26 protein-coding genes and 3 pseudogenes are annotated in these 26,929 nt (G+C 71.8%); 16 read left to right on the forward strand and 13 right to left on the reverse strand.

Translation table 11 applies throughout. The annotated features are described in order from the left end of the window. Positions 1 to 4 precede the first annotated feature (4 nt). Positions 5 to 1,042, reverse strand: a complete 1,038-nt coding sequence (locus E4N62_RS04825; RefSeq protein ID WP_230212066.1) for a Gfo/Idh/MocA family protein — start codon at positions 1,040 to 1,042, stop codon at positions 5 to 7. A 98-nt stretch (positions 1,043 to 1,140) separates the two neighbouring features. Here E4N62_RS04825 and E4N62_RS04830 point away from each other — a divergent pair, with 98 nt between their 5' ends. From E4N62_RS04830 to E4N62_RS04845, 4 genes are all read left to right on the forward strand, one after another. Next, positions 1,141 to 2,670: a multidrug effflux MFS transporter gene (locus E4N62_RS04830; RefSeq protein ID WP_230212067.1), complete on the forward strand. Its 1,530-nt coding sequence runs from the start codon at positions 1,141 to 1,143 to the stop codon at positions 2,668 to 2,670. Further along, positions 2,598 to 3,800 carry a serine hydrolase gene (locus tag E4N62_RS04835; RefSeq protein ID WP_230212068.1) on the forward strand — a complete coding sequence of 401 codons (1,203 nt, stop codon included), beginning with the start codon at positions 2,598 to 2,600 and terminating at the stop codon, positions 3,798 to 3,800. The genes E4N62_RS04830 and E4N62_RS04835 overlap by 73 nt, the downstream gene beginning before the upstream one ends. A gap of 89 nt (positions 3,801 to 3,889) precedes the next feature. Next, entirely contained in the window at positions 3,890 to 4,915 is a 1,026-nt protein-coding gene (locus E4N62_RS04840) for a small ribosomal subunit Rsm22 family protein (RefSeq protein ID WP_230212069.1), read from the forward strand. Positions 4,916 to 4,987: 72 nt separating this feature from the next. Beyond that, positions 4,988 to 5,536: a GNAT family N-acetyltransferase gene (locus E4N62_RS04845; RefSeq protein WP_230212070.1), complete on the forward strand. Its 549-nt coding sequence runs from the start codon at positions 4,988 to 4,990 to the stop codon at positions 5,534 to 5,536. A 535-nt stretch (positions 5,537 to 6,071) separates the two neighbouring features. Here the strand turns inward: E4N62_RS04845 and E4N62_RS04850 are convergent. Continuing rightward, a complete protein-coding gene (locus E4N62_RS04850; protein WP_230212456.1) occupies positions 6,072 to 6,278 on the reverse strand; it encodes a DUF6243 family protein in 207 nt (68 codons plus the stop codon). A 120-nt stretch (positions 6,279 to 6,398) separates the two neighbouring features. Here E4N62_RS04850 and E4N62_RS04855 point away from each other — a divergent pair, with 120 nt between their 5' ends. Both E4N62_RS04855 and E4N62_RS04860 read left to right on the forward strand, forming a co-directional pair. After that, a complete protein-coding gene (locus tag E4N62_RS04855; RefSeq protein ID WP_230212071.1) occupies positions 6,399 to 7,034 on the forward strand; it encodes a TetR/AcrR family transcriptional regulator in 636 nt (211 codons plus the stop codon). 221 nt (positions 7,035 to 7,255) lie between these two features. Next, positions 7,256 to 8,008: a bifunctional DNA primase/polymerase gene (locus E4N62_RS04860; RefSeq protein ID WP_230212072.1), complete on the forward strand. Its 753-nt coding sequence runs from the start codon at positions 7,256 to 7,258 to the stop codon at positions 8,006 to 8,008. A 55-nt stretch (positions 8,009 to 8,063) separates the two neighbouring features. Here E4N62_RS04860 and E4N62_RS04865 read toward each other — a convergent pair whose 3' ends face one another. From E4N62_RS04865 to E4N62_RS04870, 3 genes and pseudogenes are all read right to left on the reverse strand, one after another. Further along, positions 8,064 to 9,014 (reverse strand): hypothetical protein, encoded by a 951-nt coding sequence (locus tag E4N62_RS04865; RefSeq protein ID WP_230212073.1) that lies wholly within the window; start codon positions 9,012 to 9,014, stop codon positions 8,064 to 8,066. After that, positions 9,011 to 9,136, reverse strand: a complete 126-nt coding sequence (locus E4N62_RS48535) for a hypothetical protein (RefSeq protein ID WP_308184838.1) — start codon at positions 9,134 to 9,136, stop codon at positions 9,011 to 9,013. Before E4N62_RS48535 ends, E4N62_RS04865 begins: the two co-directional genes overlap by 4 nt. Further along, a pseudogene (locus E4N62_RS04870) lies at positions 9,133 to 9,345 on the reverse strand (iron transporter); the annotation flags it as partial. The pseudogene E4N62_RS04870 and the gene E4N62_RS48535, both read right to left, overlap by 4 nt. Before the next feature lie 513 nt (positions 9,346 to 9,858). On the opposite strand from E4N62_RS04870, the gene E4N62_RS04875 reads away from it, so the two are divergent. After that, a complete protein-coding gene (locus E4N62_RS04875) occupies positions 9,859 to 10,542 on the forward strand; it encodes a PhzF family phenazine biosynthesis protein (RefSeq protein WP_230212074.1) in 684 nt (227 codons plus the stop codon). Positions 10,543 to 10,684: 142 nt separating this feature from the next. Here E4N62_RS04875 and E4N62_RS04880 read toward each other — a convergent pair whose 3' ends face one another. Both E4N62_RS04880 and map read right to left on the reverse strand, forming a co-directional pair. Further along, on the reverse strand, positions 10,685 to 11,353 hold the full coding sequence (locus E4N62_RS04880; protein ID WP_184894886.1) for a heme oxygenase (biliverdin-producing): 669 nt from the start codon (positions 11,351 to 11,353) through the stop codon (positions 10,685 to 10,687). 237 nt (positions 11,354 to 11,590) lie between these two features. After that, the gene (gene map, locus E4N62_RS04885) at positions 11,591 to 12,448 is read right to left on the reverse strand and encodes a type I methionyl aminopeptidase (RefSeq protein ID WP_184894888.1); all 858 of its coding nucleotides are present in this window, start codon (positions 12,446 to 12,448) and stop codon (positions 11,591 to 11,593) included. A gap of 67 nt (positions 12,449 to 12,515) precedes the next feature. Here map and E4N62_RS04890 point away from each other — a divergent pair, with 67 nt between their 5' ends. After that, positions 12,516 to 12,743 (forward strand): hypothetical protein, encoded by a 228-nt coding sequence (locus tag E4N62_RS04890; RefSeq protein ID WP_230212075.1) that lies wholly within the window; start codon positions 12,516 to 12,518, stop codon positions 12,741 to 12,743. 28 nt (positions 12,744 to 12,771) lie between these two features. Here the strand turns inward: E4N62_RS04890 and E4N62_RS04895 are convergent, their stop codons facing one another. Together E4N62_RS04895 and E4N62_RS04900 are read right to left on the reverse strand one after the other, a co-directional pair. Continuing rightward, the gene (locus E4N62_RS04895; protein ID WP_230212076.1) at positions 12,772 to 13,611 is read right to left on the reverse strand and encodes an MHYT domain-containing protein; all 840 of its coding nucleotides are present in this window, start codon (positions 13,609 to 13,611) and stop codon (positions 12,772 to 12,774) included. A gap of 231 nt (positions 13,612 to 13,842) precedes the next feature. Beyond that, positions 13,843 to 14,445, reverse strand: a complete 603-nt coding sequence (locus tag E4N62_RS04900; protein ID WP_230212077.1) for a hypothetical protein — start codon at positions 14,443 to 14,445, stop codon at positions 13,843 to 13,845. Positions 14,446 to 14,625: 180 nt separating this feature from the next. Here E4N62_RS04900 and E4N62_RS04905 point away from each other — a divergent pair, with 180 nt between their 5' ends. The 3 genes from E4N62_RS04905 (at position 14,626) to E4N62_RS04915 (ending at position 16,769) form a co-directional block, all read left to right on the forward strand. Next, a complete protein-coding gene (locus tag E4N62_RS04905; RefSeq protein ID WP_230212078.1) occupies positions 14,626 to 15,708 on the forward strand; it encodes an exo-alpha-sialidase in 1,083 nt (360 codons plus the stop codon). A gap of 37 nt (positions 15,709 to 15,745) precedes the next feature. Further along, positions 15,746 to 16,474 carry an NADPH-dependent F420 reductase gene (gene npdG, locus E4N62_RS04910; RefSeq protein WP_230212079.1) on the forward strand — a complete coding sequence of 243 codons (729 nt, stop codon included), beginning with the start codon at positions 15,746 to 15,748 and terminating at the stop codon, positions 16,472 to 16,474. A gap of 82 nt (positions 16,475 to 16,556) precedes the next feature. Next, positions 16,557 to 16,769: a hypothetical protein gene (locus E4N62_RS04915; protein WP_230212080.1), complete on the forward strand. Its 213-nt coding sequence runs from the start codon at positions 16,557 to 16,559 to the stop codon at positions 16,767 to 16,769. Here E4N62_RS04915 and E4N62_RS04920 read toward each other — a convergent pair. Continuing rightward, the gene (locus tag E4N62_RS04920) at positions 16,756 to 17,556 is read right to left on the reverse strand and encodes a site-2 protease family protein (protein ID WP_230212081.1); all 801 of its coding nucleotides are present in this window, start codon (positions 17,554 to 17,556) and stop codon (positions 16,756 to 16,758) included. The two genes, E4N62_RS04915 and E4N62_RS04920, sit on opposite strands and share 14 nt — an antisense overlap. Before the next feature lie 203 nt (positions 17,557 to 17,759). On the opposite strand from E4N62_RS04920, the pseudogene E4N62_RS47835 reads away from it, so the two are divergent. The 3 genes and pseudogenes from E4N62_RS47835 to E4N62_RS04930 form a co-directional block, all read left to right on the forward strand. Continuing rightward, positions 17,760 to 18,113: pseudogene (locus E4N62_RS47835) on the forward strand (winged helix-turn-helix domain-containing protein); the annotation flags it as partial. Between the two features lie 142 nt (positions 18,114 to 18,255). Then, positions 18,256 to 18,710, forward strand: a pseudogene (locus tag E4N62_RS47840) (BTAD domain-containing putative transcriptional regulator). After that, on the forward strand, positions 18,649 to 21,123 hold the full coding sequence (locus E4N62_RS04930; protein WP_374116934.1) for an AfsR family transcriptional regulator: 2,475 nt from the start codon (positions 18,649 to 18,651) through the stop codon (positions 21,121 to 21,123). Before E4N62_RS47840 ends, E4N62_RS04930 begins: the two are co-directional and overlap by 62 nt. 30 nt (positions 21,124 to 21,153) lie before the next feature. Here the strand turns inward: E4N62_RS04930 and E4N62_RS04935 are convergent, their stop codons facing one another. The 3 genes from E4N62_RS04935 to panB all read right to left on the reverse strand — a co-directional run bounded on the left by E4N62_RS04935 (position 21,154) and on the right by panB (position 24,244). Further along, on the reverse strand, positions 21,154 to 21,972 hold the full coding sequence (locus E4N62_RS04935; RefSeq protein ID WP_230212083.1) for an ABC transporter permease: 819 nt from the start codon (positions 21,970 to 21,972) through the stop codon (positions 21,154 to 21,156). Next, complete coding sequence (locus E4N62_RS04940; RefSeq protein ID WP_230212084.1) at positions 21,969 to 22,994, reverse strand: ATP-binding cassette domain-containing protein; 1,026 nt, start codon at positions 22,992 to 22,994, stop codon at positions 21,969 to 21,971. The genes E4N62_RS04935 and E4N62_RS04940 overlap by 4 nt, the downstream gene beginning before the upstream one ends. Before the next feature lie 383 nt (positions 22,995 to 23,377). Further along, on the reverse strand, positions 23,378 to 24,244 hold the full coding sequence (gene panB, locus E4N62_RS04945; RefSeq protein ID WP_230212085.1) for a 3-methyl-2-oxobutanoate hydroxymethyltransferase: 867 nt from the start codon (positions 24,242 to 24,244) through the stop codon (positions 23,378 to 23,380). Positions 24,245 to 24,464: 220 nt separating this feature from the next. Here panB and E4N62_RS04950 point away from each other — a divergent pair, with 220 nt between their 5' ends. Together E4N62_RS04950 and E4N62_RS04955 are read left to right on the forward strand one after the other, a co-directional pair. Next, complete coding sequence (locus E4N62_RS04950; protein WP_230212086.1) at positions 24,465 to 26,042, forward strand: MFS transporter; 1,578 nt, start codon at positions 24,465 to 24,467, stop codon at positions 26,040 to 26,042. A 122-nt stretch (positions 26,043 to 26,164) separates the two neighbouring features. Next, positions 26,165 to 26,800, forward strand: coding sequence for a TetR/AcrR family transcriptional regulator (locus tag E4N62_RS04955; protein WP_230212087.1), 636 nt, complete (start codon positions 26,165 to 26,167; stop codon positions 26,798 to 26,800). Positions 26,801 to 26,929: the final 129 nt, after the last annotated feature.

The raw sequence follows: 26,929 nt of genomic DNA on the forward strand, positions 1-26,929 counted from the left end.
GGGCTCACGCCGGTGCGGTGACCAGCGTGTCGCCCCGACGGTCGTCCTCGCCGGGATAGCGCACCCCGATACGGTCGCGGATCGCGTCCAGGGTGCGCATCACGGCGAGGGTGCCGTCGAGGGGGACGAGCGGGGACTCGGTCTCGCCGGCCCGCAGGGCCCGCATGACCTCCCGGGCCTCGTGCCGGAAGCTGTTGCGGGGCCCGTCGGCCGGGTCCGCCGCGAAGGTCCGCGGGTCGCGTCCTTCGCGGTGCAGGACGAAACGGTCCGCGAAGAAGAAGCCGTCCGGGACGTCGATCCGGCCCTCGGAGCCGGTGACCGACGCGCTGGTGGCGGTGCCGCCGACGATGGAGCAGTGCACCGAGGCGAGGGCGCCGTTCTCCCAGGAGAGCAGGGCGCCCGTCTGGAGATCGATGCCGTCCTCGGAGAGCACCGCCTTCGCCATGATCTCCGAGGGCTCCCCGAGCAGCAGGTGCGCGAAGGACACCGGGTACACACCCAGGTCGAGCAGCGCGCCCCCGCCCTGCGCCGGGTCCCGCAGCCGATGCGACGACGCGAGGGGCCCGAGGATGCCGAAGTCGGCGTGCACGGTCCGCACCTCACCGATCGCGCCGTCCCGCACCATCGCCGCGAGCCGGCGCACCACCGGGTTGCAGTACGTCCACATGGCCTCCATCAGGAACCGCCCGCGCTCCCGCGCCAGCGCGACCAGTTCCTCCGCCTCGCGCACGTTCAGCGTGAACGGCTTCTCGCACAGCACGTTCCGCCCGGCCTCCAGGCACATCCCGGCCGCCGTGCGGTGCGCCGAGTGCGGTGTGGCGACGTACACCACGTCCACGTCCGTGTCCTCGGCGAGCGCGCGCCAGTCGCCGTACGCCCTCGGTATCCCGAACCGTTCCGCGAAGGCCTTCGCGGAGTCCTCGCTGCGTGAGGCCACCGCCACGACCTCGGCGTCCGGCAGGTCGACGAGGTCGGCCGTGAAGGCCGCGGCGATCCCTCCCGTCGCCAGGATTCCCCACCGCACACGTCCGTCGTTCGACATCGCCACCCCTGTCCTCGGCCCCGGGACGGGATGTGACCCCGCCCACGTCGTACGAGCTGAGAGCATAGGTGGCGCAGCGAACGCAGAGGGAGGGGCACATGCCCGAGGGGCACATACCGGGCTCGGCACCGGCCGAGTCGAACACGGCGGCGCCGACGGCCGGGCACGCGGGGCCGGGCAAGGCGGCGGAACAGCGGCCGGGACGCCCGGAACCGGCAGGACGACGACCGGGACCGACGGGACGGCCCGGACCGGCAGGACGGCCCGGCTCACCGGAACAGCCGCAGTCGCAGCCCCCGTCACACCCGAAGCCCCAGACGCAGCCGAAGCCGAGCCCCACCACCCCGGCGTCCACCGCCCCGGCCTCCACCGCCCTCCGCCGCACCGGTCTCCTCGTCACCCTCATCCTCGGCGGGCTCACCGCCACCCCGCCCCTCGCGATGGACATGTACCTCCCGGCCCTGCCGGAGGTCACCACATCCCTGCACGCTCCCGCCACCACCGTCCAACTCACCCTCACCGCCTGCCTCGCCGGTATGGCGCTCGGCCAGCTGCTGATCGGTCCGATGAGTGACCGCTGGGGCCGCAGACGCCCCCTCCTGCTCGGCCTCGCCGTCTACATCGTCGCCACCGCGCTCTGCGCCCTCGCCCCCACCATCGAGACCCTCATCGCCTTCCGCCTGGTGCAGGGCCTCGCCGGCTCCGCCGGGATCGTGATCGCGCGGGCGGTCGTCCGCGACCTGTACGACGGCGACGCGATGGCCCGGTTCTTCTCGACGCTGATGCTCATCTCCGGAGTGGCCCCGGTCGTCGCCCCGCTGATCGGCGGTCAGGTCCTCCGCGTCACCGACTGGCGGGGCGTCTTCGTCGTCCTCACCGCCATCGGCATCGCCCTGCTCGCGATCGTCTGGGCGAAGCTCCCCGAGACGCTCACCCCCGCCGAACGCCACGGCGGCGGCATCGGCGAGACCCTGCACGCCATGCGCGGCCTGCTCACCGACCGGGTCTTCATGGGCTACACGCTCGCCGGCGGCTTCGCCTTCGCCGCCCTCTTCGCGTACATCAGCGCCTCCCCGTTCGTGATCCAGGAGATCTACGGCGCCTCCCCGCAGACCTTCAGCCTGCTCTTCGGCGTCAACTCCGTCGGCCTCGTCGTCGTCGGCCAGATCAACGGCAAGATCCTGGTCGGCAGGGTCAGCCTGGACAAGGTGTTCGCGGTGGGCCTGACCGTCGTCGCCGTCTCCGCGACCGCGCTGCTGCTGATGTCCCTGGGCGTCTTCGGCGAGGCCGGTCTGGTCCCCGTGTCGGCCGCCCTGTTCGTCCTGATGTCCGCGATGGGCGTCACCCTGCCCAACACCCAGGCCCTCGCCCTGATGCGGGTACGCCACGCCGCGGGTTCCGCGTCGGCCTTGCTGGGTACCTCGTCCTTCCTGATCGGCGCGATAGCGTCCCCCCTGGTCGGCGTCGCCGGCGAGGACACGGCCGTCCCCATGGCCGTCGTCCAGGTGGCCGCGACACTGGTGGCCGCGGTCTGCTTCGTGGCACTGTGCCGTCCTTGGAACAGGCGTACGGCGGTGGGTACTTCGAAGGGCATGACGGGTTCGACGGTGGAGGGAGCGGAGAGCTGAGCGCGCCGAGACTGCGCACGGACACCCCGGAACGGGCCGGACTCGACCCGGAGGAACTGCGCCATCTCACACGAGAGGTGCGCGCGCTGACGGAGGGCGACAACCCCCGTGCCCCCGCCGCCGTCGTCCTCGCCGGACGCGGCCCCGTCGTGGCCGTCGAGGAGGCCGCGGGCTGGGCCGTCCGCTACGAGGCCTACGACGAGCACGCCGAGGCCGGAGTGGAGCTGCCGCCCGACTCCCGGGTCCCGGCGCGGCCCGACACCCCCTTCGACCTGGCCTCCCTCACCAAGCTCTTCACCGCCGTGGCCGCCGTCCAACAGTTGGAGCGCGGCACCCTCGGCATCGACGCGAAGGTGGCGGCGTACCTCCCCGACTTCACGGCAGCCGCCGCGCACGGCCTCACCGTCCGCCACCTCCTCACCCACACGTCCGGGCTGCGCCCCGAACTCCCGCTGTACGACTGCCCGTCGCCGGCCGCCCGCCTGGCGATGCTCCGCGCGGAGGCCCCGACGGCGACCCCGGGCACGACCCACCGCTATTCCGACCTGAACCTCCTGCTCCTCCAACACGTCCTGGAACGCCTCACCGGCCGGACCCTCGACGTGCTGATCCGCGACGGCATCACCCACCCCCTGGGCATGGCGTCGACGACCTTCGGCCCCTGCCCGGCCGCCGCGGCGACGGAGGACCAGCGTCGGCCCTGGGCGAAGGCGGAGCGGGGCATGATCCGCGGCCGGGTCCACGACGAGAACGCCTGGTCCCTCGGCGGGGTCGCCGGTCACGCGGGTCTCTTCTCCACCGCCCGTGACCTCGCCGTCTTCTGCCGCACCCTGCTCGCCGGCGGCTCCTACGGCCCCGCCCGCATACTCGGCCCCGACTTCGTCGAGCTGATGCTGACCCCACCGGGCCTCGGCTTCGCCCTCGACCAGCCCTGGTTCATGGGCGAACTGGCGGGCAGGGGAGCGGCGGGCCACACCGGCTTCACGGGCACGTCCCTGGTCCTGGACCGGGCGACGGACACCTTCCTCATCCTCCTCACCAACGCGGTCCACCCCCGCCGCCGCGACCCGATCAACAGGGCCCGCGCGACAGCGGGCACCCGACTGGCCCGGGCGGTACGGGGGATGTGAGGGGCGGACCTCGCGGGCAGAGGGGCTCAGAGGAGGCGGGCCGGCGCCGAGGCGCCCGGTGGGCTCGCGGCCCCTCGTAGAATCACCCCGTGAACGTCCCCGCCTCCGCCCCCTCCTCGCCGTCCTCCTCGGCCGACACCCTCCGCACCGCCCTCGCCGGCCTGCTCGACGGGTTGCCGCCGAGGTCGGCCACGCAGGCGGTCGAGCGGCTGATCGCGAACTACCGGGGGCGCACGCCGACGGACGCGCCCGTGCTGCGGGACCGCTCGGACGTCGTCGCGTACGCGGCGTACCGGATGCCGGCGACGTTCGAGGCGGTGTGCTCGGCGCTGGAGGCGTTCGCCGCGGCGGTGCCCGGGTGGGCGCCCGGCGGTCATGTGGACGTCGGAGGGGGCACGGGCGCGGCGACCTGGGCGGTGAACGCGACCTGGGAAGGCACGCGGCCGGTCACCGTGCTCGACTGGGCGGAGCCGGCGCTCGCGCTCGGGCGGGAGATCGCCGCGGCGAACCCGGAACTGAAGACCGCCGAGTGGCGGCGCTCCCGCATCGGCTCGGCGCTCACCATCGAGGACACCGACCTCGTCACCGTCTCCTACGTCCTGGGCGAGCTGACCGCGGCCGACCGCACGGCCGTCGTCGAGGCGGCCGCGGCCGCCGCCCCGGCCGTCGTGATCATCGAGCCCGGCACCCCCGACGGCTACGCCCGGGTCATCGAGGCCCGCGACCGGCTGATCGCCGCCGGTTTCCACATCGCCGCGCCCTGCCCGCACAGCGCCGCCTGCCCCATCGTCCCCGGCGAGGACTGGTGCCACTTCTCGGCCCGGGTCAGCCGCTCCTCCCTGCACCGTCAGGTCAAGGGCGGCTCCCTGCCGTACGAGGACGAGAAGTTCAGCTACGTCGCCGCCACCCGCTTCCCCGGCCCCGGCCCCTCCCGTATCGTCCGCAGGCCCCAGATCCGCAAGGGCCAGGTCCTCCTCGACCTCTGCGAGACCGAGCCGTCCCTCAGCCGCACCACCGTCACCAAACGCCACGGCCTCCTCTACCGTGCGGCCCGCGACGCGGACTGGGGCGACGCCTGGCCACCGCCCGTGGACGACGACGACCAGGTGTCCTGAGGCCCGCCACCGAAGCGCCGCGACCAAAAAGCAGTTGCGCCGCCCACGCGGTCTCCGGCTATGTCTTCGATCATGTCCACCACCCCGCACCTGGTCGAGATAACCCCCGCCAACCTCGACGCCGCGCTCGGCGTACGCGTCCGCCCCGACCAGGAACACCTGGTCGAGCCGGTCGTGCAGTCGCTGGCCGAGGCGTACGTCCGCCCCGGGGTCGCCTGGCCCCGGCTCATCATGGACGGCGACCGCGCCGTCGGCTTCCTGATGGCCTTCCTCGACATCGACTGGAAGGGCGACGGCTCGGGCACCGACATCCGCTCCGGGCTCTGGCGGCTCAACATCGCCGCCGACGAGCAGGGGAGGGGGTACGGTCGCTTCGCCGTCGAGTCCGCGGCCGCCGAGATCCGCCGCCGAGGTGGAGACCGCGTCCACGTCACCTGGCACCCCGGCCCCGACGGCCCGGAGCCCTTCTACCTCGGCCTCGGCTTCCGCATGACGGGGGAGACCAGCGGGGGCCAGACGGTCGGCGTGCTGGAGACGGCCGGATCGGGGTCGGCCCCAGCTCTGCCGACGGCGCCTGAGCCGACCGGACCGGAGTCGACGGCAGCCGAGTCGAGCGGATGATCGCCCGTCCCGGCTTCCCCGGCGGTTTCTGCTCGATGGATCTCAAGACCCGTGACCTGCCCGGCACCGCCGCCTTCTTCGCCGCCATCCTCGGCTGGCACTGCGCGGTGGACGAGCAGGACGGGCGCCGGTCCACGAAGATCACCACGGCGAACGGTCATGTGATCGGCGGTGGTCGGACCTCTGATCAGCGTCTCCGACGGCACCCCTCGGGCCCGGTGACACCACCCCTCAGGTCATCCCTTCGACAGGGGCAACAGTCATGCCGGGCCCGGAGGCCAGCGGCCCTCTTGCAGGACCGCGAAGAAGATAACGGGGAAACGCTGAGGACGCTGAGGACGCGGCACGGTGGGAAGTCCTGGTCGGCGTCGGCGACTTGGAGGCCGTCGCGGCCCGCGTCCATGACCAGGTCCCACGGCCGGCGGACGATGGTCGCCCCGCGCCGCGGCTGACCAGCCCGGAAGGGCTCACCCTCCGGGCCGTCCAGCTCCACCACCGCTTCGGGGACCACTGAGACAGCGGCCCCCCGGCCGGTTCACGACGACTGGCCGGCCGTACGGTCCTCCGCCGTACCGTCCGTAGCCGTGGCCGCCCGTCCTTCCTGCCGTTTCTCCTGCAGCTTGCGCAGCAGTTCCCGCTTCTGGGCCTGAGGGTCGAAGCCGCCGCCGACGCGGCCGCCCGCGGGGCCGCCGCGCAGGGCCTCGCGGCCCAGGTGCCGACGGGCGCCGCCCACTCCCAGCATGTTTCCTGCTCCACCTCGGGTCATGACGGTCTCCCTTCCGGTGACGAGACGGTTCGTCTCGTCGATGTTCACCACCATGCGGCGAGACGCACCGTCTTGTCAACCTGATAAATTCGCGGCATGGCCAAGAAGACCGCCCCTGATTCCGCCCGGCGCAGCGAGAAGTCGCGTCGCGCCATCTACGACGCCGCCCTCGCCCTCGTCGGTGAGGTCGGATACCAGAAGACGACGATCGAGGGCATCGCCGCCCGCGCCGGCGTCGGCAAGCAGACGATCTACCGGTGGTGGTCCTCGAAGGCGGAGGTCCTGCTGGAGGCGTTCCTCGATCTGAGTGACCAGGCGGCGGAGGCGGCCGCCCGGCCCGAGGTGATCGGTGAGCGCGCCGAGTACGAGATCCCGGACACCGGGGACCTCGAAGCCGACCTCAAGGCCGTCCTGCGCGCGACCGTCGACGAACTCCTCGACCCCAAGTTCGAGGTCCCCTCCCGCGCCCTGGCCGCCGAGGGGGTGGTCAACCGGGAGCTCGGCGTCGAGTTCGTCGGCAAACTGCTCGAACCCCAGCTCCAGTTGTATGTGAAGCGCCTGCGCGCGGCCCAGGAGCAGGGCGCGGTGCGCCCCGACATCGACCCGCGGATCGCCCTGGAGCTCTTCGTCTCCCCGCTCGCCCAGCGCTGGCTGCAGCACACGGGCCCCATCTCCCACGCGTACACGGACGCCCTCGTCGAGTACGCCCTGCACGGCCTCGCGCCCCGCTGAGCCGGCGACCCCGTGCGGGTGTGACCAAGGCGACCCGGTGTCGATCGAGCGGGACCGGAGCGTGGCCGGTAAATCACCTCAAAGCACGGGATAACCCGTCATCCCTGTCCGCGCTCCGGCATCGCCCCACGTACCCCGGATGTGGGCTCCGGCCACCCGCGGCGCAGGATGGTGGGACCATGGGGACATGTTGTCCGCACCACAGCGAGGCGAGGCGATAGATGAGCGCGACGTTCGGCGGCCGGACCGGTCGGCAGGGCAGGTTCTCCGAGTGGCTGCGTGCCCGGCGTACCGGCCGCCCGCTCGACCAGGCCGCCGACGACACCGGCCGTGAGGAGCTGCTGCTCGCCGCGGCCTCCGCCGGACTCCCGCTCGCGCCCGCCGCGTACCCCTCGGGCTTCCGGTGTTCGTGCGACCGCGTCGGCTGTCCCACCCCCGCCCGGCACCCGGTGTCGTTCGCCTGGCAGACGCAGTCCACCACCGACCGCGGCCAGATCGAGCGCTGGGCCCGGCATCAGCCGCAGGCCAACTTCATCACCGCGACGGGCATGGTCCACGACGTGCTGGACGTCCCGCTCGCCGCCGGACGCGAAGCCCTGGAGCGGCTGCTCGCCGCCGGGATCGAGGTGGGCCCCGTCGCGGAGTTCGAGTCCGAGTCCGACGACGGACGGCTCCTGTTCTTCACCCTCACTCGGGGTACGCCCGAGGACGAGGACGAGTGGTGGCCCTGCGAGCTGGACTGCCACCCCGAGACCATGGACGAGCACCCGGGCCTGCGCTGGCACTGCCGCGGGTCCTACGTTCTCGTCCCGCCGGCCCGACTCCCCGGTGACCTCGGCGTCCACTGGGTACGCGGCCCCGAGCACCCGTTGCCGGACCCGCTGAGCCTGCTGGAGATCCTGACCGACGCCTGCTCACGCCATGTGGGCGAGCAGCCGGACCACACGAACGCGGCCTGGCCCTCCCGCGGCTGACCCGGTCCGCACGGCTGAACTCCGCCCCCGGCCGCACGCCACCGCACCCCGGCGGTCACTCGCCCTTGGCGCCCGTCAGTCCGCCCACCTGGCTCACGACCCGCACCTGCTGATCGGACTCCGTCTTCGCCGGGTCGAGCACTGCCTGGTTGTACACGAACTCCAGGGTCAGGGACTGCTTCGGCTCGCCCGTCATCAGGGCGCGCACGGCCGCGTCGTTGACGGGGATGCTCACCCCGGGCGCGGCGGTCTGCTTCTGGTAGGTGCGGGTGGTGAAGAAGACCAGCGCCCCGCCGTCCGTGGTGCGCAGCCCCACCGGCGCGTAGTCACCGTTGGTGAGGGCCTCGTCGATGTACTGCCGCGCCAGGCCCGGCTTCTCCGCGTTCCGCCGACGCCGCGCGCGCTCCTCGGAGGTGTACGGCCCGTCCGCGAAGAGCGCGCTGTCCTCCTCCAGGTATGTCACGTACCGGTCGGGCAACTGCGCGGGCTCCACGGAGAGTTCGGCGTCGTCGGGCTGCACCACCTGGGCGTGGCCGTCCTTGTCCTTCTTGAACTCGGGCATGTCGGCGGCCGGCACGATCGTGAGGAAGGAGACCTCCCACAGATCGGTCAGCCCGTCCCGGGTGAACACGAACACCCAGCGGTCCGTCGCGTTGCCCTTGTTGGCGGTGGCGTCGACGACGAACCAACGCGGCCACGCCGCCTTCTCCGGGATCGTGTACGTGACGTCGGCCAGCTTCAGCGGCACATGGTTCGGGTTGCCGCCCGGGTTGAGCTTCGCGCCCGAACGGAGCTTGCCGCCGTCGATGTCGGCGAGCGCGCCGGTGACCCGGGAGGCGTCCTGGGACTGGTCGTTGGCCTTGTCCGCCGTGTTGTACGCGGTGGTGAAGTCCTGCAGCGCGCGCTCCGCCTCCGCCTGGGTCGCGGCGGGAAGGATCTCCAGGTCGCCCCGGACCACCACGCACCCGCTCGCCGTCAACGACAGTGCGGTCACCGCCGTGGTCACCAGCGCGCCACGCCCGTACGCGCGAAGCCCGCCCCGGCGACGAACTCCGCCCCGGAGACGAAGCCCACTCCGGAGACGAAGCCCGAGGAACCTCCCGACCGTACGAACCGGACGAACCTCACGAAGCCTCAGTGGGCTCCGAACCCCGCGCACCCTGCTCATCAGGAATCTTCACCTTCCCCTTCCCGGAGGCGAACCCTACCGGGGCCAGGAACAGCGCGAGCGTCGGGACCAGATAGAGGACCCAGACCGTGACTTGGCGGACCGCCGGGTCGGGCTGGAAGGTGAACACACCCTTCAGGAGGGTGCCGTACCAGCTGTCCGGCGGCACCGCGAAGATCGCCGAACCCACGTGCTGGATGTACTCGTCGAGCGCCTCCGTGGCCAGATCGCGCTGCACCCGGATGAACCGTTCCCAGGGGCTGAGCGGGAGTGAGTCCTGTTTCCAGGTCTCATGCTCGGCCGAACGCGCCGGACGGTGTTGGGCGTTTGGTTGCCCGCGTTCGCTCCGCGTCCGGGCGGCACGGATCGTGTCCGAGGAGATCACGTCACCGGTCGGGATGGGATAGGCCCCGAGCCCACCGGCGACCGGCACCAGAACGAACAGCGCGACGACGAGACCGACGGTGAGCAGAAGAGGGGCCCGCCGACGCCCGACCCCGCCGCCCCTGTGCCCCGCCCGAGTCGTCAATGTCGTCGGTGTCGTCGGCTCTCTTCGGATCAACCGGCTTGTCCAGTACGGTCACTTGGCCCTCTCACGGGTGGGTTCGGGGCTGCCGGTCGGGCCGGCGGCGGTGCGGTGACCTGGTACGACCCGGGGCCCGGTTGATGTTTCAATGCGGGGGTGACCGACTTCGATGTGCTGCGGGTGTTCTGCGGACCCCGCGGCGGATACGGCAAAGAGCTGGGCGTCGTCCGTGAGGGCTCCGTCATGCCCGACCGTGCAGAGCGCCAGGAGTTCGCCGCCAAACTCGGCTTCAGCGAGACCGTGTTCGTGGACGACCCCGAGCGCGGTGTCATCGACATCTACACCCCATCGCAGCGCCTGCCCTTCGCCGGACACCCCTGCGTGGGCGCGGCCTGGCTGCTCGACGCGCCCGAACTGGTCACCCCGGCCGGCCTCGTCGGCGCCCGGCTGGACGGCGAGTTCAGCTGGATCGAGGCCCTGCCGGAGTGGGCCCCGCCCCGCACCTTCCGCCAGTACGCCTCCGCCGCCGAGGTCGACGACCTACGCGTACCGGCCCCCGGCGAGCGAAGCGAGATGGGGGTACCCCCGGACGAAGTCTGGGGGAGGATCTACGCCTGGGCCTGGGAGGACGAGGCCGCCGGCCGCATCCGTGCCCGCGCCTTCCCCGGCCGCGACGACGGCATCGACGAGGACGAGGCCACCGGCGCCGCGGCCCTCCAACTCACCGCCCACCTCGGCCGAGCCCTGAACATCACCCAGGGCACCGGCTCCCAACTCCTCACGGCCCCGCAGCCGCACGGCTGGGTGGAGGTCGGGGGCAGGGTGTTCCTGGAGCGATAGGGCCGCCCTAGGGGGCACCCCCTGCTTTTGAGGGGCGCGGGGCTGTATCGATATGCGGCTCCGCCGCGTGGGCGCGACCAGCCCCCACTAACCCGCACTGATCCCACGGCCCCCGGCACCCCCGCCCCAGCGAGCGCAGCGCCTACGCACTCAACGGAAACTCGTCACCCAAGGCAAGAAAGACCGCGGTGTTGAGCGCGAACGCCCGCTTGCACTCACCCACGATCCGTTGCTTCTCCAGCTCATCGGCCGGCACCTGGTCCAGCAGTTCCCGGTACCCCCGCTTGAACGCGGCCGGGTTGGTGATCTCCTCGAAGACGTAGAACCGCACCCCGTCGCCCTTCTTGGCGAAGCCCCAGGTCTTCTCGGCCCGGTCCCGGATGATCTGCCCACCCGACAGGTCCCCGAGATACCGCGTGTAGTGGTGGGCCACATACCCGCCGGCCCAGGTGCGCGCGCACTCCGCGACCCGTGCCGCGTACTCCTCGGTCGCCGGCAGCGCCGTGAGCGTCGACCGCCAGCCGGGGCCGCGCAGATGCTCCAGGTCCCGCTCCAGCGCGCCCAGCCGCATCAGCTCGGGCTGCACGAACGGTCCCGCGACCGGGTCGTGGGCCAGCCCGGGGGCGGCGCTCTCCAGCGCCTCGTACACGAACCACAGCTGCTCGGTGTAGCGCGTGTACGCCTCTACACCGAGTTTGCCGCCCAGCATGTCGGCCATGAACGTCGTGCTCTCCGCCTCGGTGTGCTGCTCGTGCGAGGCGGTGCGGATGAGCGTGGAGAACGCCGTGTCCGATGTGACCGACGCGTTCATGGAGGCCTCCGGTGCCGATGGGGATGGACGCGAACCTGTTGCCAGTTTCTATGGTTAGGTTTACCTAAGTCAACAGGTTCCCGACTCCCTGTCGGTAAAAACGCTACCCTGGATCCCCGCCGCCTCCACATGGAATCCGCGCAAGAAGGAACCCGCCGCACGGCGGGAGGCCGACGGCGGGTTGTGGCAGGACGAAGCGGGGGCGGGACCACCGCGGCGGAGCTGGGTCCGGTGGCTCTACGGCAGCGTGAGGATCTCCGCGCCGGTCTCCGTGACCACCAGCGTGTGCTCGAACTGCGCGGTCCGCTTGCGGTCCTTCGTCACGACCGTCCAGCCGTCGTCCCACATGTCGTAGTCGTACGATCCGAGCGTCAGCATCGGCTCGATGGTGAAGGTCATCCCGGTCTGGATCAGGGTGGTGGCGTGCGGGGAGTCGTAGTGCGGGACGATCAGCCCGGAGTGGAACGACGAGTTGATCCCGTGCCCGGTGAAGTCGCGCACGACCCCGTAGCCGAACCGCTTCGCGTAGGACTCGATGACGCGCCCGATGATGTTGATCTGCCGTCCCGGCTTGACGGCCTTGATGGCACGGGCGAGCGACTCCCGGGTCCGCTCGACGAGCAGCTTCGACTCCTCGTCGACCTCGCCGACCAGGTAGGTGGCGTTGTTGTCGCCGTGGACGCCGCCGATGTACGCCGTCACGTCCAGGTTCACGATGTCGCCGTCGTGCAGCACGGTCGAGTCGGGGATGCCGTGGCAGATCACCTCGTTGACCGAGGTGCACAGCGACTTGGGGAAGCCGCGGTAGCCGAGCGTCGAGGGGTAGGCCCCGTGGTCGCACATGTACTCGTGCGCGACCCGGTCCAACTCGTCCGTGGTGACCCCGGGGGCGATGTGCTTGGCGGCCTCGGCCATCGCCCGGGCCGCGATCCGGCCGGCGATCCGCATCGCCTCGATCGTCTCCGGGGTCTGCACCTCCGGCCCGGTGTACGGAGTCGGGGCGGGCTTGCCCACGTACTCGGGACGGCGGATGTTCCCCGGTACGGGGCGGGCGGGGGAGAGCTTCCCCGGTGCGAGCAGCGACTGGCCAGACATGCCAGCGAGTTTAACCAGCGGTGGTGGGGGACCATGTCGGTGAGGACTGGCGAAGGGAACTCAGCTCATGCCCCTGTTCAAACGGCGTACGGTCGGCAAGCCCGGTGAGTGGTTCTACTGCCTGGAGCACAAGAAGGTCGAGGAGGGCCCCGACTGTCCCGGCAAGGACCGCATGGGTCCCTATGCCTCCCGCCAGGACGCCACCCGGGCCATGGAGACGGCCCGGGAGCGCAACGAGGAGTGGGAGACGGACCCGCGCTGGCACGACAACCCGTCCCCGGGGCCCGACGCCTGATTCCGCGGCCCCCTGCTCACCACTCGCCTCACCACTCGGCGGGGGCGGAGGTCCTGCCGTCGTGCGGGACCTGGTGCGGCGCGGGGGTGCCGACGCCGCCCTCGCGCGGCGCGCGAGCCGCGTGCTCCCACTCTGCGTCGCCGAGCACCATGTCGGGGTCGAACATCACGATGACGGCGGCGACCAGGAGGACGACGAGCGGGCCGGCGAGCATGGCCAGGAGGAACGACAGCAGGTCGGCGGAGGACTGCGAGACGTCGGACCGGCCCGTCAGGTGGACGGAGACCGAGGCCATGCCCGTGTAGTGCATCCCGGTCACGGCCACACCCATGACCGCGCTCGCCCCGATGCTGGCCCACAGCGTGTGGATGGAGACGGCTGCCCACAGGGCGGCCGTGGCCGCCACGACGGCGATCACGACGGACAGGATCACCGTCGGGGTGTCGTAGTGGAGGGTGCCGTTGGTGTGCACGGCGGCCATGCCGAGGTAGTGCATGGCCGCGACACCGAGCCCGGTGATCGTGCCGGCCGTCGCCAGGGTCGGCACGGAGCCGCCCCGGTAGCCGACGAGGAACACGCCGACCGCGACGACGCCGATGGCGACGGCGAGGCTGAGCAGTGTCTTCGACATGTCGTAGTTGACCAGCGCGCCCTGGACGTTGAAGCCGATCATGGCGATGAAGTGCATGGTCCAGATGCCGCAGCCGATCGACACGGCCCCCAGGGCCAGCCACCCGGCTCTGCGGTGCGGGCGTCTGAGCGACCGCGTCGCGCACCGCAGCCCGAGTGCCGCCCCGAGGCAGGCCATCAGGTACGCGGCGACCGGGGTCGTGGCGCCGAAATGGAAGTTGGAGACGGTGGCGTTCATGTAGGGCCCTCCCCTGGCGTACATGAGATGCGCCTCGGTCCGGTGCGCGTGAGGGCGCGGACGACACCCCCGTTCTGCCGAGGGTGGGGCGCAGGAGCCAAGAGACTGAAACAAGCCACCTGGCCGAGATGGCGCGATTCAATCACACTCTGCTCACGCTTCCTACACAGAAGTGAAGTTTCGTTGAAACGGGGATGACCGAGGCGGGGGAGGCGGGAGTGGCGACCGGCGTCACCAGTGGGTGGGAGGCGGTGACGTGAGCCGGTCGGTGAGACGGGAGAGGCGCTCACGGAAGCGGCGCCGCCCCCTCGGCTCCGGCGCCGCGTCCTCCCCGGCGGCCGCGCTCACCAGGTGCTGCACGGTGTCCAGGTCGACGACCGGCTCGGCGGGCGCCGCCAACGCCTCGTGGGCCAGCGCGTCGAGCTCCCGGTCGCCGGTGTTCAGCGATAGCACCGTCGCCCCGGCCCGCCGCGCGTCGTGCACCCGCTCCAGCAGGGCGGCCCCCGGCGCGGACGGCGCGACCACCAGCAGGGTCTCGCCCCGCCGCGCCGCCGACACCCGGCCGAGCCCCACCGCCAGGTGCGCGGGGTCCGAGTGCCGCGCCGAGTGCCGTACGAGCGTCGGGGCGAGTTCCGGCGTGCCGGACCAGGCCGCCTCGTCGACCAGATGTGCCGCGAGATGCCACGGCTCGTAGTCGGCCGTACCGACGAGCAGCAGCCCACCGCCGTACGACACCACGGATCCCCGCAGCGCCCCCGCGAACCGCCGCGTGGCCCCCAGCCACTCCGTCCCGGCGAGCACCTCACGCAACAACGCGACCCGTACGGCATCCATGCGCCCGCATCCTGCCGCAACCGGACACTCGTGACCCGGTGTTCACCCCGAATTGGCCCGAGCCGGGCACGCAGGCCGAACAGCGACCGCCACGGGCGCACCGCACCACCACCCCACGAGCCGCCACCACCCCACGAGCTGCCCCCACCCCACGAGCTGCCCCCACCCCAGGAGCCCCTCATGACCCCCACGCCCCAGTCCAGCGTCCCCTTCCGGGCCGGCCGCGAAGGCTATGCCGGCTTCCGGATCCCGGCGGTCGTCGCCACCCCCTCCGGCGCCCTGCTCGCCTTCTGCGAGGGACGGGTCGGCGGACGGGAGGACTTCGGGAACATCGACATCGTGGTGAAGCGGTCGACGGACGGCGGCCGGACCTGGGGCCCGCTCCAGGTCGCCGCCGGCAACGGCGACGCCCTCGCCGGCAACCCCGCCCCCGTCGTCCTCGACACCGGCCGGATCCTGCTGGTCCACGTCCGCAACGCCGCCCACGCCACGGAGGACGCCATCCGGCGCGGCGAGGTGAGCGCGGCGGACGGCCGCCGCGTCTGGGTGCAGCACAGCGACGACGAGGGACGGACATGGTCCGACCCCAGGGAGATCACCCGGCAGACCAAGAAGCCCGAGTGGCGGTGGTACGCCACCACCCCCGGCCACGCGCTCCAACTCACCACCGGCCGTGTCGTCGTCCCCGCCAACCACTCCCTCCCGCCCACCGGCGCGGACAACGGCACGGAGGGCAGGTACAACGGCGGACACTGCCTGCTGAGCGACGACGCGGGCGCCGGCTGGCGCATCGGATACGTCGACGACAACACCGACGGCTACATCAACGCCAACGAGACCACCGCCGCCGAACTCCCCGACGGCCGGGTCTACTTCAACACCCGCAACGACTCCCCGTCCCCCGGCACCCGCGCCGACGCCCACTCCACGGACGGCGGCGAGAGCCTGGTCAAGCCGTTCCGGCCGCAGGCGGGCATCGTCGGCCCGGTCGTCGAGGGCAGCGTTCTCCAGCTCCGCGACCCCGACCTGCTCCTCCACTCCGGCCCCGCCGACCCCGGCTTCCGCGCCCTGATGACCGTCCGCGCCAGCGGCGATGGCGGCGTCACCTGGCGTCCCGTCCACACCGTCGACGGACTGCCCGCCGCGTACTCCGATCTCGTACGCGTCGACCGGGACACCGTCGGACTGCTCTACGAGACGGGCGACTTCGGCGCGTACGAGACGATCACGTTCCGCCGGATCCCCCTGACCGCGCTCACCTGACCGTCGTCCATGCCGGACCCGCACGTAAAGTCGGCCCATGACCTCTACTGACAGTGCACAGCAGTCCGCCGCGCAGACCCCCGTGAAGGCCCCTGCCAAGGACCCCTGGGACCTGCCGGACGTCTCGGGGCTCGTCGTCGGCGTGCTCGGCGGCACCGGTCCGCAGGGCAAGGGCCTCGCCTACCGTCTCGCCAAGGCCGGCCAGAAGGTGATCATCGGCTCCCGGGCCGCCGACCGTGCCCAGGGCGTCGCCGAGGAGCTGGGGCACGGCGTCGAGGGCGCCGACAACGCCGAGACCGCCCGCCGCAGCGACATCGTGATCGTCGCCGTGCCCTGGGACGGCCACGGCAAGACCCTCGAATCGCTGCGCGAGGAACTGGCCGGCAAGCTCGTCGTCGACTGCGTCAACCCGCTCGGCTTCGACAAGAAGGGCGCCTACGCGCTGAAGCCGGAGGAGGGCAGCGCCGCCGAGCAGGCCGCCGCCCTGCTGCCGGACTCCCGGGTCACCGCCGCCTTCCACCATCTCTCCGCCGTCCTCCTGGAGGATCCGGAGATCGAGGAGATCGACACGGATGTGATGGTGCTCGGCGAGGAGCGCGCCGACGTCGAGATCGTGCAGGCGCTGGCCGGCCGCATCCCCGGGATGCGCGGCATCTTCGCCGGCCGGCTGCGAGGCGCCCACCAGGTCGAGTCGCTGGTCGCCAACCTGATCTCCGTGAACCGCCGGTACAAGGCCCACGCGGGCATCCGCCTCACGGACGTGTAGCCGCCGTACGCGGGCCCCGGGGCATGGGGGACACTGGACGGCGCACCACCTCGTCCGACCGCTTTCCCAGGAGCCGACCCCCATGCCCCCCTTGCTCCCTCCCGACCCGGCCCGGCGCCTCGCCGTCTACGCGCTCGTCGTCTGTCTCCTCGCGATCACCGCGGCCGTTGTGTCCTTCAGCCGGGGCAGCTGGCTGGGTGTGGTGTGGGTGCTGATGGTCGGCCTGTCGTCCAACATGACCTGGTACTACGTCCGCAAGGCCAGGCAGGGGCGCGAGGCCGTCACATCCCGGTGAGGCAGATGTCGCTGTCCTCCCGCCAGAAGCGGTAGAGCCAGTAGCCGCAGTCGGAGAGCTGGTCCTCGATGCCGAGGCTCCGCATGAGCGCGTCGATCACGTCCCAGAACACGCCGTTCACCGCCGGGATCCACAGCACCGCGAAGACCAGCAGCAGCCCGAAGGGCGCCAGCGGCTCCACCTGGCGACGGATCTTGTACGACAGCCAGGGCTCGATGACGCCGTAGCCGTCCAGGCCGGGCATCGGCAGGAAGTTCAGGATCGCCGCCGTGACCTGGAGCATCGCCAGGAAGGCGAGGGCGAAGAGGAAGGCCCTCGGCACACCGTCGGTGACGCCCAGCCAGAAGGGCGCGGTGCAGACGACCGCGAACAGCACGTTCGTCAGCGGTCCCGCCGCCGAGATCAGACTGTGCTTCCAGCGGCCCTGGATCCGGCCCCGCTCGATGAACACGGCACCACCGGGCAGACCGATCCCGCCCATGATCACGAAGACGACGGGCAGCACGATGCTGAGCAGGGCGTGTGTATAGGCGAGTGGATTGAGGCTCAAGTAGCCTTTCGTACCGACGGTGATGTCGCCCCCGTGCAGCGCGGTGCGGGCGTGCGCGTACTCGTGCAGGCAGAGGGAGACGATCCACGCCGAGGTCACGAACAGGAAGACGGCCAGCCCGGGCTGCTCGGCGAACCCGGTCCACGTGGCCCATCCCGTGACCGCCATGACGGCCACGATTCCCGCGAACACAGGGCTGATCCTCCGGTCGCTCCGGCGGGTCGCGGCGGTGGTCATGGGACTCCTAGCTGTGTCGATGCCGACTCGATCACTCGTATGGACGCCCCGACGGTACCGGGACACGGCGAAAACGTCTCGCGATCGCCTTCGAGTTCCTAGCAAGGTGGGGGAATGGCGGGGCATACCCGGACCCCGCCCGGACCCCGCCCGGACCCGCCCGGAACCCGAACCCGAACCCGATGTCGATCCCGACAGAGACAATGGACCTCGTGCGCTACCGCATCCTCGGCACCACCCAGGCCCTGCAGTCCGACGGCACCCCCGTCCCCGTCGGGGGCGCACGTCTGCGTGCCCTGCTGACCGTGCTCGCGCTGCGGCCGGGACGTACGGTGCCCGCGGCCGTCCTCGTCGACGAGGTGTGGTCCGACGATCCGCCCGCCGACGCGCCCGGCGCGCTGCAGGCGCTGGTCGGCCGGCTGCGCAGGGCGCTCGGCCCGGACGCGGTCGCCTCGGTGAACGGCGGCTACCGGCTCACGGCCACCCGGGACGACGTCGACCTGCACCGCTTCGGACGCCTCACGGACGAGGGCGCCCGCGCGCTCGCCGACGGCGACCCGGCCAAGGCCGCCGACGTCCTCGACGACGCGCTCGCCCTCTGGCAGGGCCCGCCCTCGCCGACCTCCCCGACCGCGCCGCCGAGGCGGCCGCTGGGAGACCCGCCGCCTCGACGCCCAGCGCACCCGCCTCACCGCCGCCCTGGCCCTGGGCCGCCCCGACACCGCCCTCCCCGACCTCACCGCCCTCTGCGACACCCACCCCTCGACGAACCCCTGCAGGCCCTGCGCCTGCGCGCCCTCCGCGACACCGGCCGCACGGCGGAGGCCCTGGCCGCGTACGAACGGGTACGCCGCCTCCTGGCCGACCGCCTGGGCACGACCCCCGGCCCCGCCCTGCGCACACTCCACGCGGAACTCCTGAGATTCGACCAACCAGCGCCCCGTCAGGGGCGCGGGAACTGCGCGAGAACCCCACGAACCCGCACCCGACAACGCACCCGTCAACGCACCCCGACACCCCACCCCACCCGCCCCCGGCAACCTCCGCGCCCGCCTCACCTCCTTCGTCGGCCGCGACACCGACATAGACACGATCCGCGACGACCTCACCACCACCCGCCTCGTGACCCTCCTCGGCCCCGGCGGCGCGGGTAAGACCCGCCTCTCCCAGGAGGCCGGCGAGGCGCTCGCCCCCGCCCTGCCGGACGGCGTCTGGCTCGCCGAACTCGCCCCCGTCGACGACCCCGCGAACGTCCCGGAGGCCGTCCTGACCGCCCTCGGTGCCCGCGAGACCGTCCTGAGGGGCGCCGGCGCCGAGGAGATGCGTGTCGCGGCGGACCGCCAGGACGACCCCCTGGTCCGCCTCGCCGAGCACTGCGCCGGCCGTCGCATGCTGCTGATCCTCGACAACTGCGAACACGTCGTGGACGCCGCCGCCCACCTCGTCGACCAGCTCCTCCAACGGTGTCCGGGGCTGACCGTCCTGGCCACCAGCCGTGAACCCCTCGGCGTACCGGGGGAGTTGCTGCGCCCGGTGGAGCCGCTGACGCAGCCCCACGCGCTGCGCCTGCTCGCCGACCGGGGAGCGGCCGCCCGGCCCGGCTTCACCGTCGACGCCGACCCGGAGGCCGCCGCCGAGATCTGCCGGCGCCTCGACGGCCTGCCGCTCGCGATCGAGCTGGCGGCGGCCCGGCTACGGATGCTGACGCCCCGCCAGATCGCCGACCGTCTCGACGACCGCTTCCGGCTGCTCACTTCCGGCAGCCGTACCGTGCTGCCCCGGCAGCAGACCCTGCGCGCGGTCGTCGACTGGTCCTGGGAGCTCCTCGACGAGGACGAACGAGACGTCCTGCGGCGGCTGTCGGTGTTCGCCGGCGGCTGCGACCTGGCCGCCGCCGAGGCCGTCTGCGGCCCCGCCGCACTGGAGGCACTCGGCTCCCTCGTGGACAAGTCGCTTGTCGTGGCCGCCCCTTCGGCCACCACCGACGGCTCCGGGAGCTCCGGCGGCTCCGGCGGCGAGATGCGTTACCGCCTCCTGGAGACCGTCGTCGAGTACGCCGGTGAACGGCTCGACGAGACGGGCACCCGCCCAGCCGCCGAGCGCGCGCACCTCACGTACTACCGCGAACTCGCCCGCGTCACCGACCCGTTGCTGCGCGGCTCCGGCCAGCGCGCCGCGATCGAACTGCTGGAGCTGGAGTACGAGAACATCCGCACCGCGCTCAGGCGCGCCGTCGCCGAGCGGGACGAGCAGGAGGCGCTCTGTCTGACCCTCTCGCTGTGCTGGTACTGGCAGATGCGCGACCTGAAGACCGATGCCCGGCACTGGTCCGCCCAGGTCAAGGAACTCGGCCCGGACCCCTTCACCGCGCCCGCGCGCCCCGTCCCCGACCTGCGCGGACGTGCCGTCGACAGTCCGCCACCGATGGGTCCGGAGGTCCTCGACGAGGCCCGGCGCGGGGTGCACCTCGTCCATCTGGCCTGCATGGACATGGAGTTGCCCGCCTGGCAGACCTCCGAGGCCCAGGAGAAGCTGCGGGTCATCAGCGCCACCTACCGGCCGGGCCAGCCGCAGACCTGCCGCTTCCCCGGCTTCATGTGGTTCTACGCGGTCCTCCTGACGGGCGACATGCACCGGCTGCGCGCCATCCTCGACACCAACATCGACACCTGCCGCTCACTCGGCTTCACCTGGGAGCTGGCGCAGACCCTGCAACTGCGGGCCAACATCCTCGCCAACCGCTCCGACTGGGCGGGCGACGCGATCGCGGACGCCGACGACGCGCTGGAGATCTTCGACCGGCTCGGGGATGCCTGGGGCGCTGCCGAGGCGCTCTCGGCGCGCGGTGAGTCTCTGGAACGCCGGGGCGAGTTCGCGCTCGCCGCCGCGGACTACGAACGGGCCATCGAGTACGCCGAACGGCTCGGTGCCAACGCCCAGCTGGGTGTCCTCGGCGTCCGGCTCGGCGGTGCGTACATCGAGAGCGGCGACCCGGAGCGCGGCGAGAAGATGCTGTTCGACGTGCTGGATTCGGGGCGCCGTGCCGCCGCCCGCGAGGCGGTGCCCATCGCCCGCCTCTACCTCGCCGCCCGCCTCGGCCGCAGTGGGCGCACGACCGAGGCCAGGGAGCAACTCACCCTGCTCCGCCAGGACTTCCACGCCGCCGACTACGTGCTCTTCGCGGGGTACGTCATCGGCGTCGAGGGCTGGCTGGAGGCGGTGTCCGGACACCACGAGAAGGCGCTGCGGCTGATGCGCCGGGCGCTGGAGCGGAGCCTGGACCGGCTGTCCCTGACGGTCGCGCCCTATATGCCCGCCGTCCATCTGGTGACCGCCGCCATATCCGTCGCGGGCGTCGACGGCGGCGACCGCGCCCGTGAGGCGGCCCGGCTCCTCGGCGCGGCCGACGCGCTGCTGCCGTCCGGACACTTCTCCAGCCCGATGGAGGCCGAGGCCCGGGCCATGGCCGAGGAGATGACCCGGGCACGGCTGGACGACGCGGTCTACGACACCGCGTACGCCGAGGGCGGCGCCCTCACCCTGGAGGAGGCCGTCGCCCTCGTCTGACCCTCTGCCGTACTCGCACGGCCCCGGTGGTCAGCTCTTCGTCTTGAACTTGTGGATCGCGATGGGCGCCATCACCGCCGTGAGCGCCACCGACCAGCCGAGGGTGACCAGCAGGTCGCGGGCGATGGGCCCGCCCGTCATCAGCCCGCGCGCGGCGTCCGCGAGGGACGACAGCGGGTTGTAGTCGGTGAACGTCTGCAGCCAGCCCGGCATGGACCGGGTCGGCGCGAAGATCGACGAGCCGAACTGCAGCGGGAACAGCACCAGGAAGCCCATGGCCTGCACGGACTGCGCGTTCTTCATCGTCACCCCGAGCACCAGGAAGATCCACATCAGGGACGAGCCGAAGACGACGGCCAGCCCGACCGCGCCGAACAGCCCCGGCCAGCTGGTGATGTCGAAACCGATGAGGACACCGACGGTCAGCAGGATCGTCGTGGCGACCAGCATGCGCAGCAGTTCGACGGAGATCTTCGCGAGCAGCACCGAGGACCGGCCGATCGGCAGGGACCGGAACCGGTCCATGACGCCCTTCTGGAAGTCCTCGTTGAAGCCCGTGCCGACGCCCATGGCGATGTTCATGCCCATCATCGCCATCAGGCCCGGCACCACGTACTGCACGTACTGCTCCTGGCCGCCGCCCAGCGCCTGCCCGATGGAGCCGCCGAAGACGTAGACGAAGAGCAGGGTGAACACGATCGGCATCAGCACCGCGTCGAACATCGACTCCGGGTCCTGCCGGATCCACAGCAGATTGCGGCGGACGAGCGCCCCGGTGTGCCGGGCGTGGGCCCGCAGCCCGATCCGGCCGTCGGCCTCGCCCGTGGTGGGCAGGGTGGTGGCGCTCATACGGCGGCCTCCTCGTACGCGGGGGTCGGGGTGGTGTCCTGCGGGGCACTGGCCTTGTGGCCGGTGAGCGACAGGAACACCTCGTCCAGGCTGGGCAGTTCGGTGCTGATCGAGGCGATGGTGACGCCGCGCGCGGTGATCGCGCCGACGACGGCGGTCAGCTGCTCGTCGCTGAGGATCGGCACGTGGAGGGTGCCGGTCGCGGTGTCCACGGTGGTGGTGGCGAGCCCGGTGATCCCCAGGCCGTCCAGCTCCGCGGCCAGTGGACGCAGGTGCACCGGGTCGGCCGTCCGGACCCGGAGCGTACGCCCGCCGACCTGCGCCTTCAGCTCCTCGATCCGGCCGCCGGCGATCACCTTGCCCCGGTCGATCACGGTCAGCTCGGAGGCCAGCTGCTCGGCCTCCTCCATGTACTGGGTGGTCAGCAGCACGGTCACACCGTCACCGACCATCCGTTTCACCTCGGCCCACACCTCGTTGCGGGTGTGCGGGTCCAGGCCGGTCGTCGGCTCGTCCAGGTACAGCACGGCGGGGCTGCCGATCATGGACGCGGCCAGGTCGAGCCGCCGTCGCATACCGCCGGAGTACGTCCCCGCCGGGCGTCCGGCGGCCTCGGTCAGCGAGAACCGCTCCAGCAGACCCGTCGCGCGGCTCTTGGCCTCCTTGCGGGGCAGGTCGAGCAGGCGGCCGATCATGTACAGGTTCTCGAAGCCGGACAGCTTCTCGTCCACGGAGGCGTACTGGCCGGTCAGGCCGATCACCCGACGCAGCTGACGCGGCTGCCGTACGACGTCGTACCCGGCCACGGTCGCCTGTCCCGCGTCCGGCGTGATCAGCGTGGACAGGCACCGTACGAGCGTGGTCTTGCCGGCCCCGTTCGGGCCGAGCACGCCCATCACCGTGCCCTCCCGGACATCCAGGTCGACACCGTCCAGCGCCCTGGTCTCCCCGTAGTGCTTGACCAGCCCCCGCACGGCGACAGCGCCCTTCGCGCCGCTGGCGTTCTTGTCGATTCGTGTCATGAGGACGACGGTCCCAGCCCGCACCGACAAACCACCGACAGGTCGCCGACATGGGGGATGGGTGCGAGGGGTGCGTTGTCGGGTGCGGGTGGGCGGGGCTTCTCGCGCAGTTCCCCGCGCCCCTGAAAGACCAGGCCCTGCGGGCCTGAAAGACCACGGCCTCGCGGGCCTGGAAGGCGGCGGGGCTGCGGAGGAAAGGCACGGGGCGCAGCCCCTGCTTTTCAGGGGCGCGGGGAACTGCGCGAACGGCCCCCACTCACCCGCACCCGCCGACGAACCCGCACCCCACTGGGCGCCCCGGCCCAAAACAGAGCCGCGGCCCGCCGACGGGGGAAGATCGGCGGGCCGCAGTCGTACCGCTATGGCTCAGTGGAATCTCCGGCCTAGTGGACGGAGTGCTCCTCGGACGGGAACGTCCCCCCCACGACGTCCTCCGCGAACGCCTTCGCCGCGTCGCCCATGACCGTCCGGAGGTCCGCGTACTTCTTGACGAACTTCGGCACCCGTCCACCCGTCAGCCCGAGCATGTCGGTCCACACGAGCACCTGCGCGTCGGTCTCGGCACCCGCGCCGATGCCCACCGTCGGGATGTGGAGCACCCGAGTGACCTCCGCCGCCAGCTCCGCCGGGACCAGCTCCAGGACGACCGCGAACGCGCCCGCGTCCTGGACGGCCTTGGCGTCGCGCAGCAACTGCTGCGCGGCCTCCTCGCCGCGCCCCTGCACGCGGTAACCCATCGCGTTGACGGACTGCGGGGTGAGGCCGATGTGGGCCATCACGGGGATGCCCGACTCGACCAGCAGCTCGATCTGGCGGTGCGAGCGCTCGCCGCCCTCCAGCTTGACCGCGCCGACCCCGGCCTCCTTGACCAGTCGGGTCGCCGAGCGCAGCGCCTGCACCGGGCCCTCCTGGTAGGAGCCGAAGGGCAGGTCGCCCACGATCAGGGCGCGGCTGGTGCCCCGTACGACGGCCGCGGACAGCATGGTCATCTCGTCGAGGGTGACGGGCACGGTCGACTCGTACCCCAGGTGACAGTTGCCCGCCGAGTCGCCGACGAGCATCACCGGGATGCCGGCCTCGTCGAAGACGGACGCGGTCATCGCGTCGTAGGCGGTGAGCATGGGCCACTTCTCGCCGCGCTCCTTGGCGAGGGCGATGTCCCGGACGGTGATACGGCGGGTGCCCTTGCCCCCGTACAGCGCCTTGCTGCCGTCGGAGGGCTTCGTCTGGACAGCCGAAAGCTGCGTCATCGCTCCAGCTCCTTCATGTCATCTCGAGGCACCCTGACGGTGTCCCCGGACCACATCCATGGTGGCACCTAGGACAGGGGAGGGCCAGGGCGGGTACATGTGACCGTTCAGGCACCAGGCACCAGGCACCCGGTGCGGCCGAATGGCGGTGGGTAGGAGCCGGGTACAGGATTTACGATACGAGACGGTCCCGTATCGAAATAGGTCTAGGGTCGACGACATGACTACCGCAGTCCCCGACTCCCGCATACCGGCGGCGGTGCACCGGCGCCGCTGGGTGATCCTCGGTGTGCTGATGCTGAGCCTGCTGATCGTGGTGCTCGACAACTCGATCCTCAACGTCGCCATCAAGACGATCTCCACCCCGGCTCCCACCGGGCTGGGCGCCACCCAGAGCGAGCTGGAGTGGGCGATCAACGCCTACACGCTGGTCTTCGCGGGGCTGCTGTTCTCCGCCGGTCTCCTCGGCGACCGCCTCGGCCGCAAGAAGGTGCTGCTCGGCGGACTCGTCGTCTTCGGCGTCGGCTCGGCGCTGGCCGCCCTGTCGGGCTCGCCGGGCGAGCTGATCGCCTTCCGCGCGGTGATGGGCCTCGGCGCCGCCTTCGTGATGCCCGCCACCCTCGCCGTCCTGATGAACGTCTTCGAGCGCGACGAGCAGCCGAAGGCCATCGGCATCTGGGCGGGCGGCGTGGGCCTCGCCATCGCCATCGGCCCGATCACCGGTGGTGTCCTCCTGGACCACTTCTGGTGGGGCTCGGTCTTCCTGATCAACGTGCCGATCGTCGTCCTCGCCCTCGGCCTGATGCTCTGGCTGGTCCCCGACTCGCGCGACCCGGACCCCGGCCGGATCGACCCCGTCGGCGTCCTGCTCTCCGTCGTCGGTCTCGTCCTGCTGGTCTACGGCATCATCCGCGGCGGTCAGCTCGCCGACTTCACCGACGCCACGGTCCTCGCGACCAGCGTGACCGGCCTCGCGGTCCTCGCCGCCTTCGTGGTGTTCGAGAAGCGCAGCGACCACCCGTCCATCGACATGTCGTTCTTCAGGAACAAGGTCTTCTCGACCGCCATCGGCGTCATCGGCGTGGTCTTCTTCGCGCTGATGGGCGTGACCTTCTTCTCCGTCTTCTACACCCAGACCGTACGCGGCTACTCCCCGCTCCAGACCGGTCTGCTGATGCTCCCGCTGGCCGTCGCGCAGCTCGTCTTCGCGCCCCGCGCACGCCTCGTCGTCGACCGGTTCGGCAACAGCGCGGTGTGCACGGCGGGCATGACGCTGATCGCCGCGACGCTGGCCGCGTTCGCCGTGCTGGACGCGGACACCCCGATCTGGATCCTCGAAGTCGTCTTCTTCCTCATGGGCGCCGGCATGGCCCATGTGATGACCCCGCTCAGCGTCGTCATCATGCAGGCCCTGCCACGCGAGAAGGCCGGCTCCGCGTCCGCGCTCAGCAACACCTTCCGCCAGGTCGGCGGCGCCCTCGGCATCGCCGTCCTCGGCTCGGTGCTCTCCACCGCCTACCGCGGCGGCATCGAGGACGAACTGCCCGCCGGCGCCCCGCACGCCGCCGCCGAATCCATCGAGGCCACCCTCGCTCTCGCCGCCCGGCTCGGCGAACGGGGCGAGGCCCTGGTCACCCCGGCCCACGACGCGTTCCTGCACGCCATGCACGTGACGGCGCTGTGCGGGGCGGGTATCGCCCTCCTCGGCGCGGTGGCCATGGCGGTGTTCCTGCCGGGACGGCCGCGGGGGGGCCAAGAGGGCAAGGAGGAGACGGAGTTGGTGGCCGCCGACCACTGACGGACAATCGGGCCGGCGCGCGACCGGGTCGAACCGGAGCGCGAGTGAGCCGCACCGGCCCACGAGCGGACCGGACCAGTACACGAGCGGACCGGACCAGTACACGAGAGACGGAGTCGACCTTGAGACTCGCCGAGAGCCACGCCGACGAGGGGCGGGTCCGGGACGGGAGCCCCGTACGCGGACGGCCCCGCAGCGAGGCCGTGGAGCGGTCCATCGTCGAGGGCGTGATGAAGCTCCTCGAAGAGGGCGTGCCGCTCGCCGAGTTGTCGATCGAGCGGGTGGCCCGCACCGCCGGCGTGGGCAAGGCGACCATCTACCGCCGCTGGAGCGGCAAGGAGGCGCTCTTCGTCGACGTACTGCGCGCCGCCGAACCCCCGGACCCGGTGTTGCCCGGCACCTCGATGCGCGACGACCTGGTCGTCTTCCTGGAGGCGGCACGCAGGCGAGGCCTGCTCAACCGGCCCTCGGCGATCCTGCACAACGTCATCGCCCAGATGAAGAGCAGCCCCAAGATCTGGGACGCCTACCACGCGGACGTCGTCGCCCCCCGCCGCCGGGCCCTCGCCGACGTCCTGCGCCGGGGCCGGGACAACGGCGAACTCCGCCCCGACGTCGACATCGACCTCGTCGGGGACCTCGTCTTCGGCCCCATGCTGGTCCGCACCGTCATGCGCCCGGACGCCCCGCTCCCCGAGAGCCTGGCGGAGGACATCGTCGACACGGTGCTCGAAGGGCTGCGTCCGGCTGCGAAGTGAGTCACATCGATGTGCGCGTTTCGTTACAGACGTCGGGCCCTGTCCACCGGTTCGGAACTCCGAACAGCGGGTTGTGCGTCCTTGTGCCCGTACGGCCGCCCGGTGACGGCGGGAACGAAGGCAATCATC

The sequence above is a fragment of the Streptomyces sp. MNU76 genome (assembly GCF_020982545.1).
Taxonomy (GTDB): domain Bacteria; phylum Actinomycetota; class Actinomycetes; order Streptomycetales; family Streptomycetaceae; genus Streptomyces.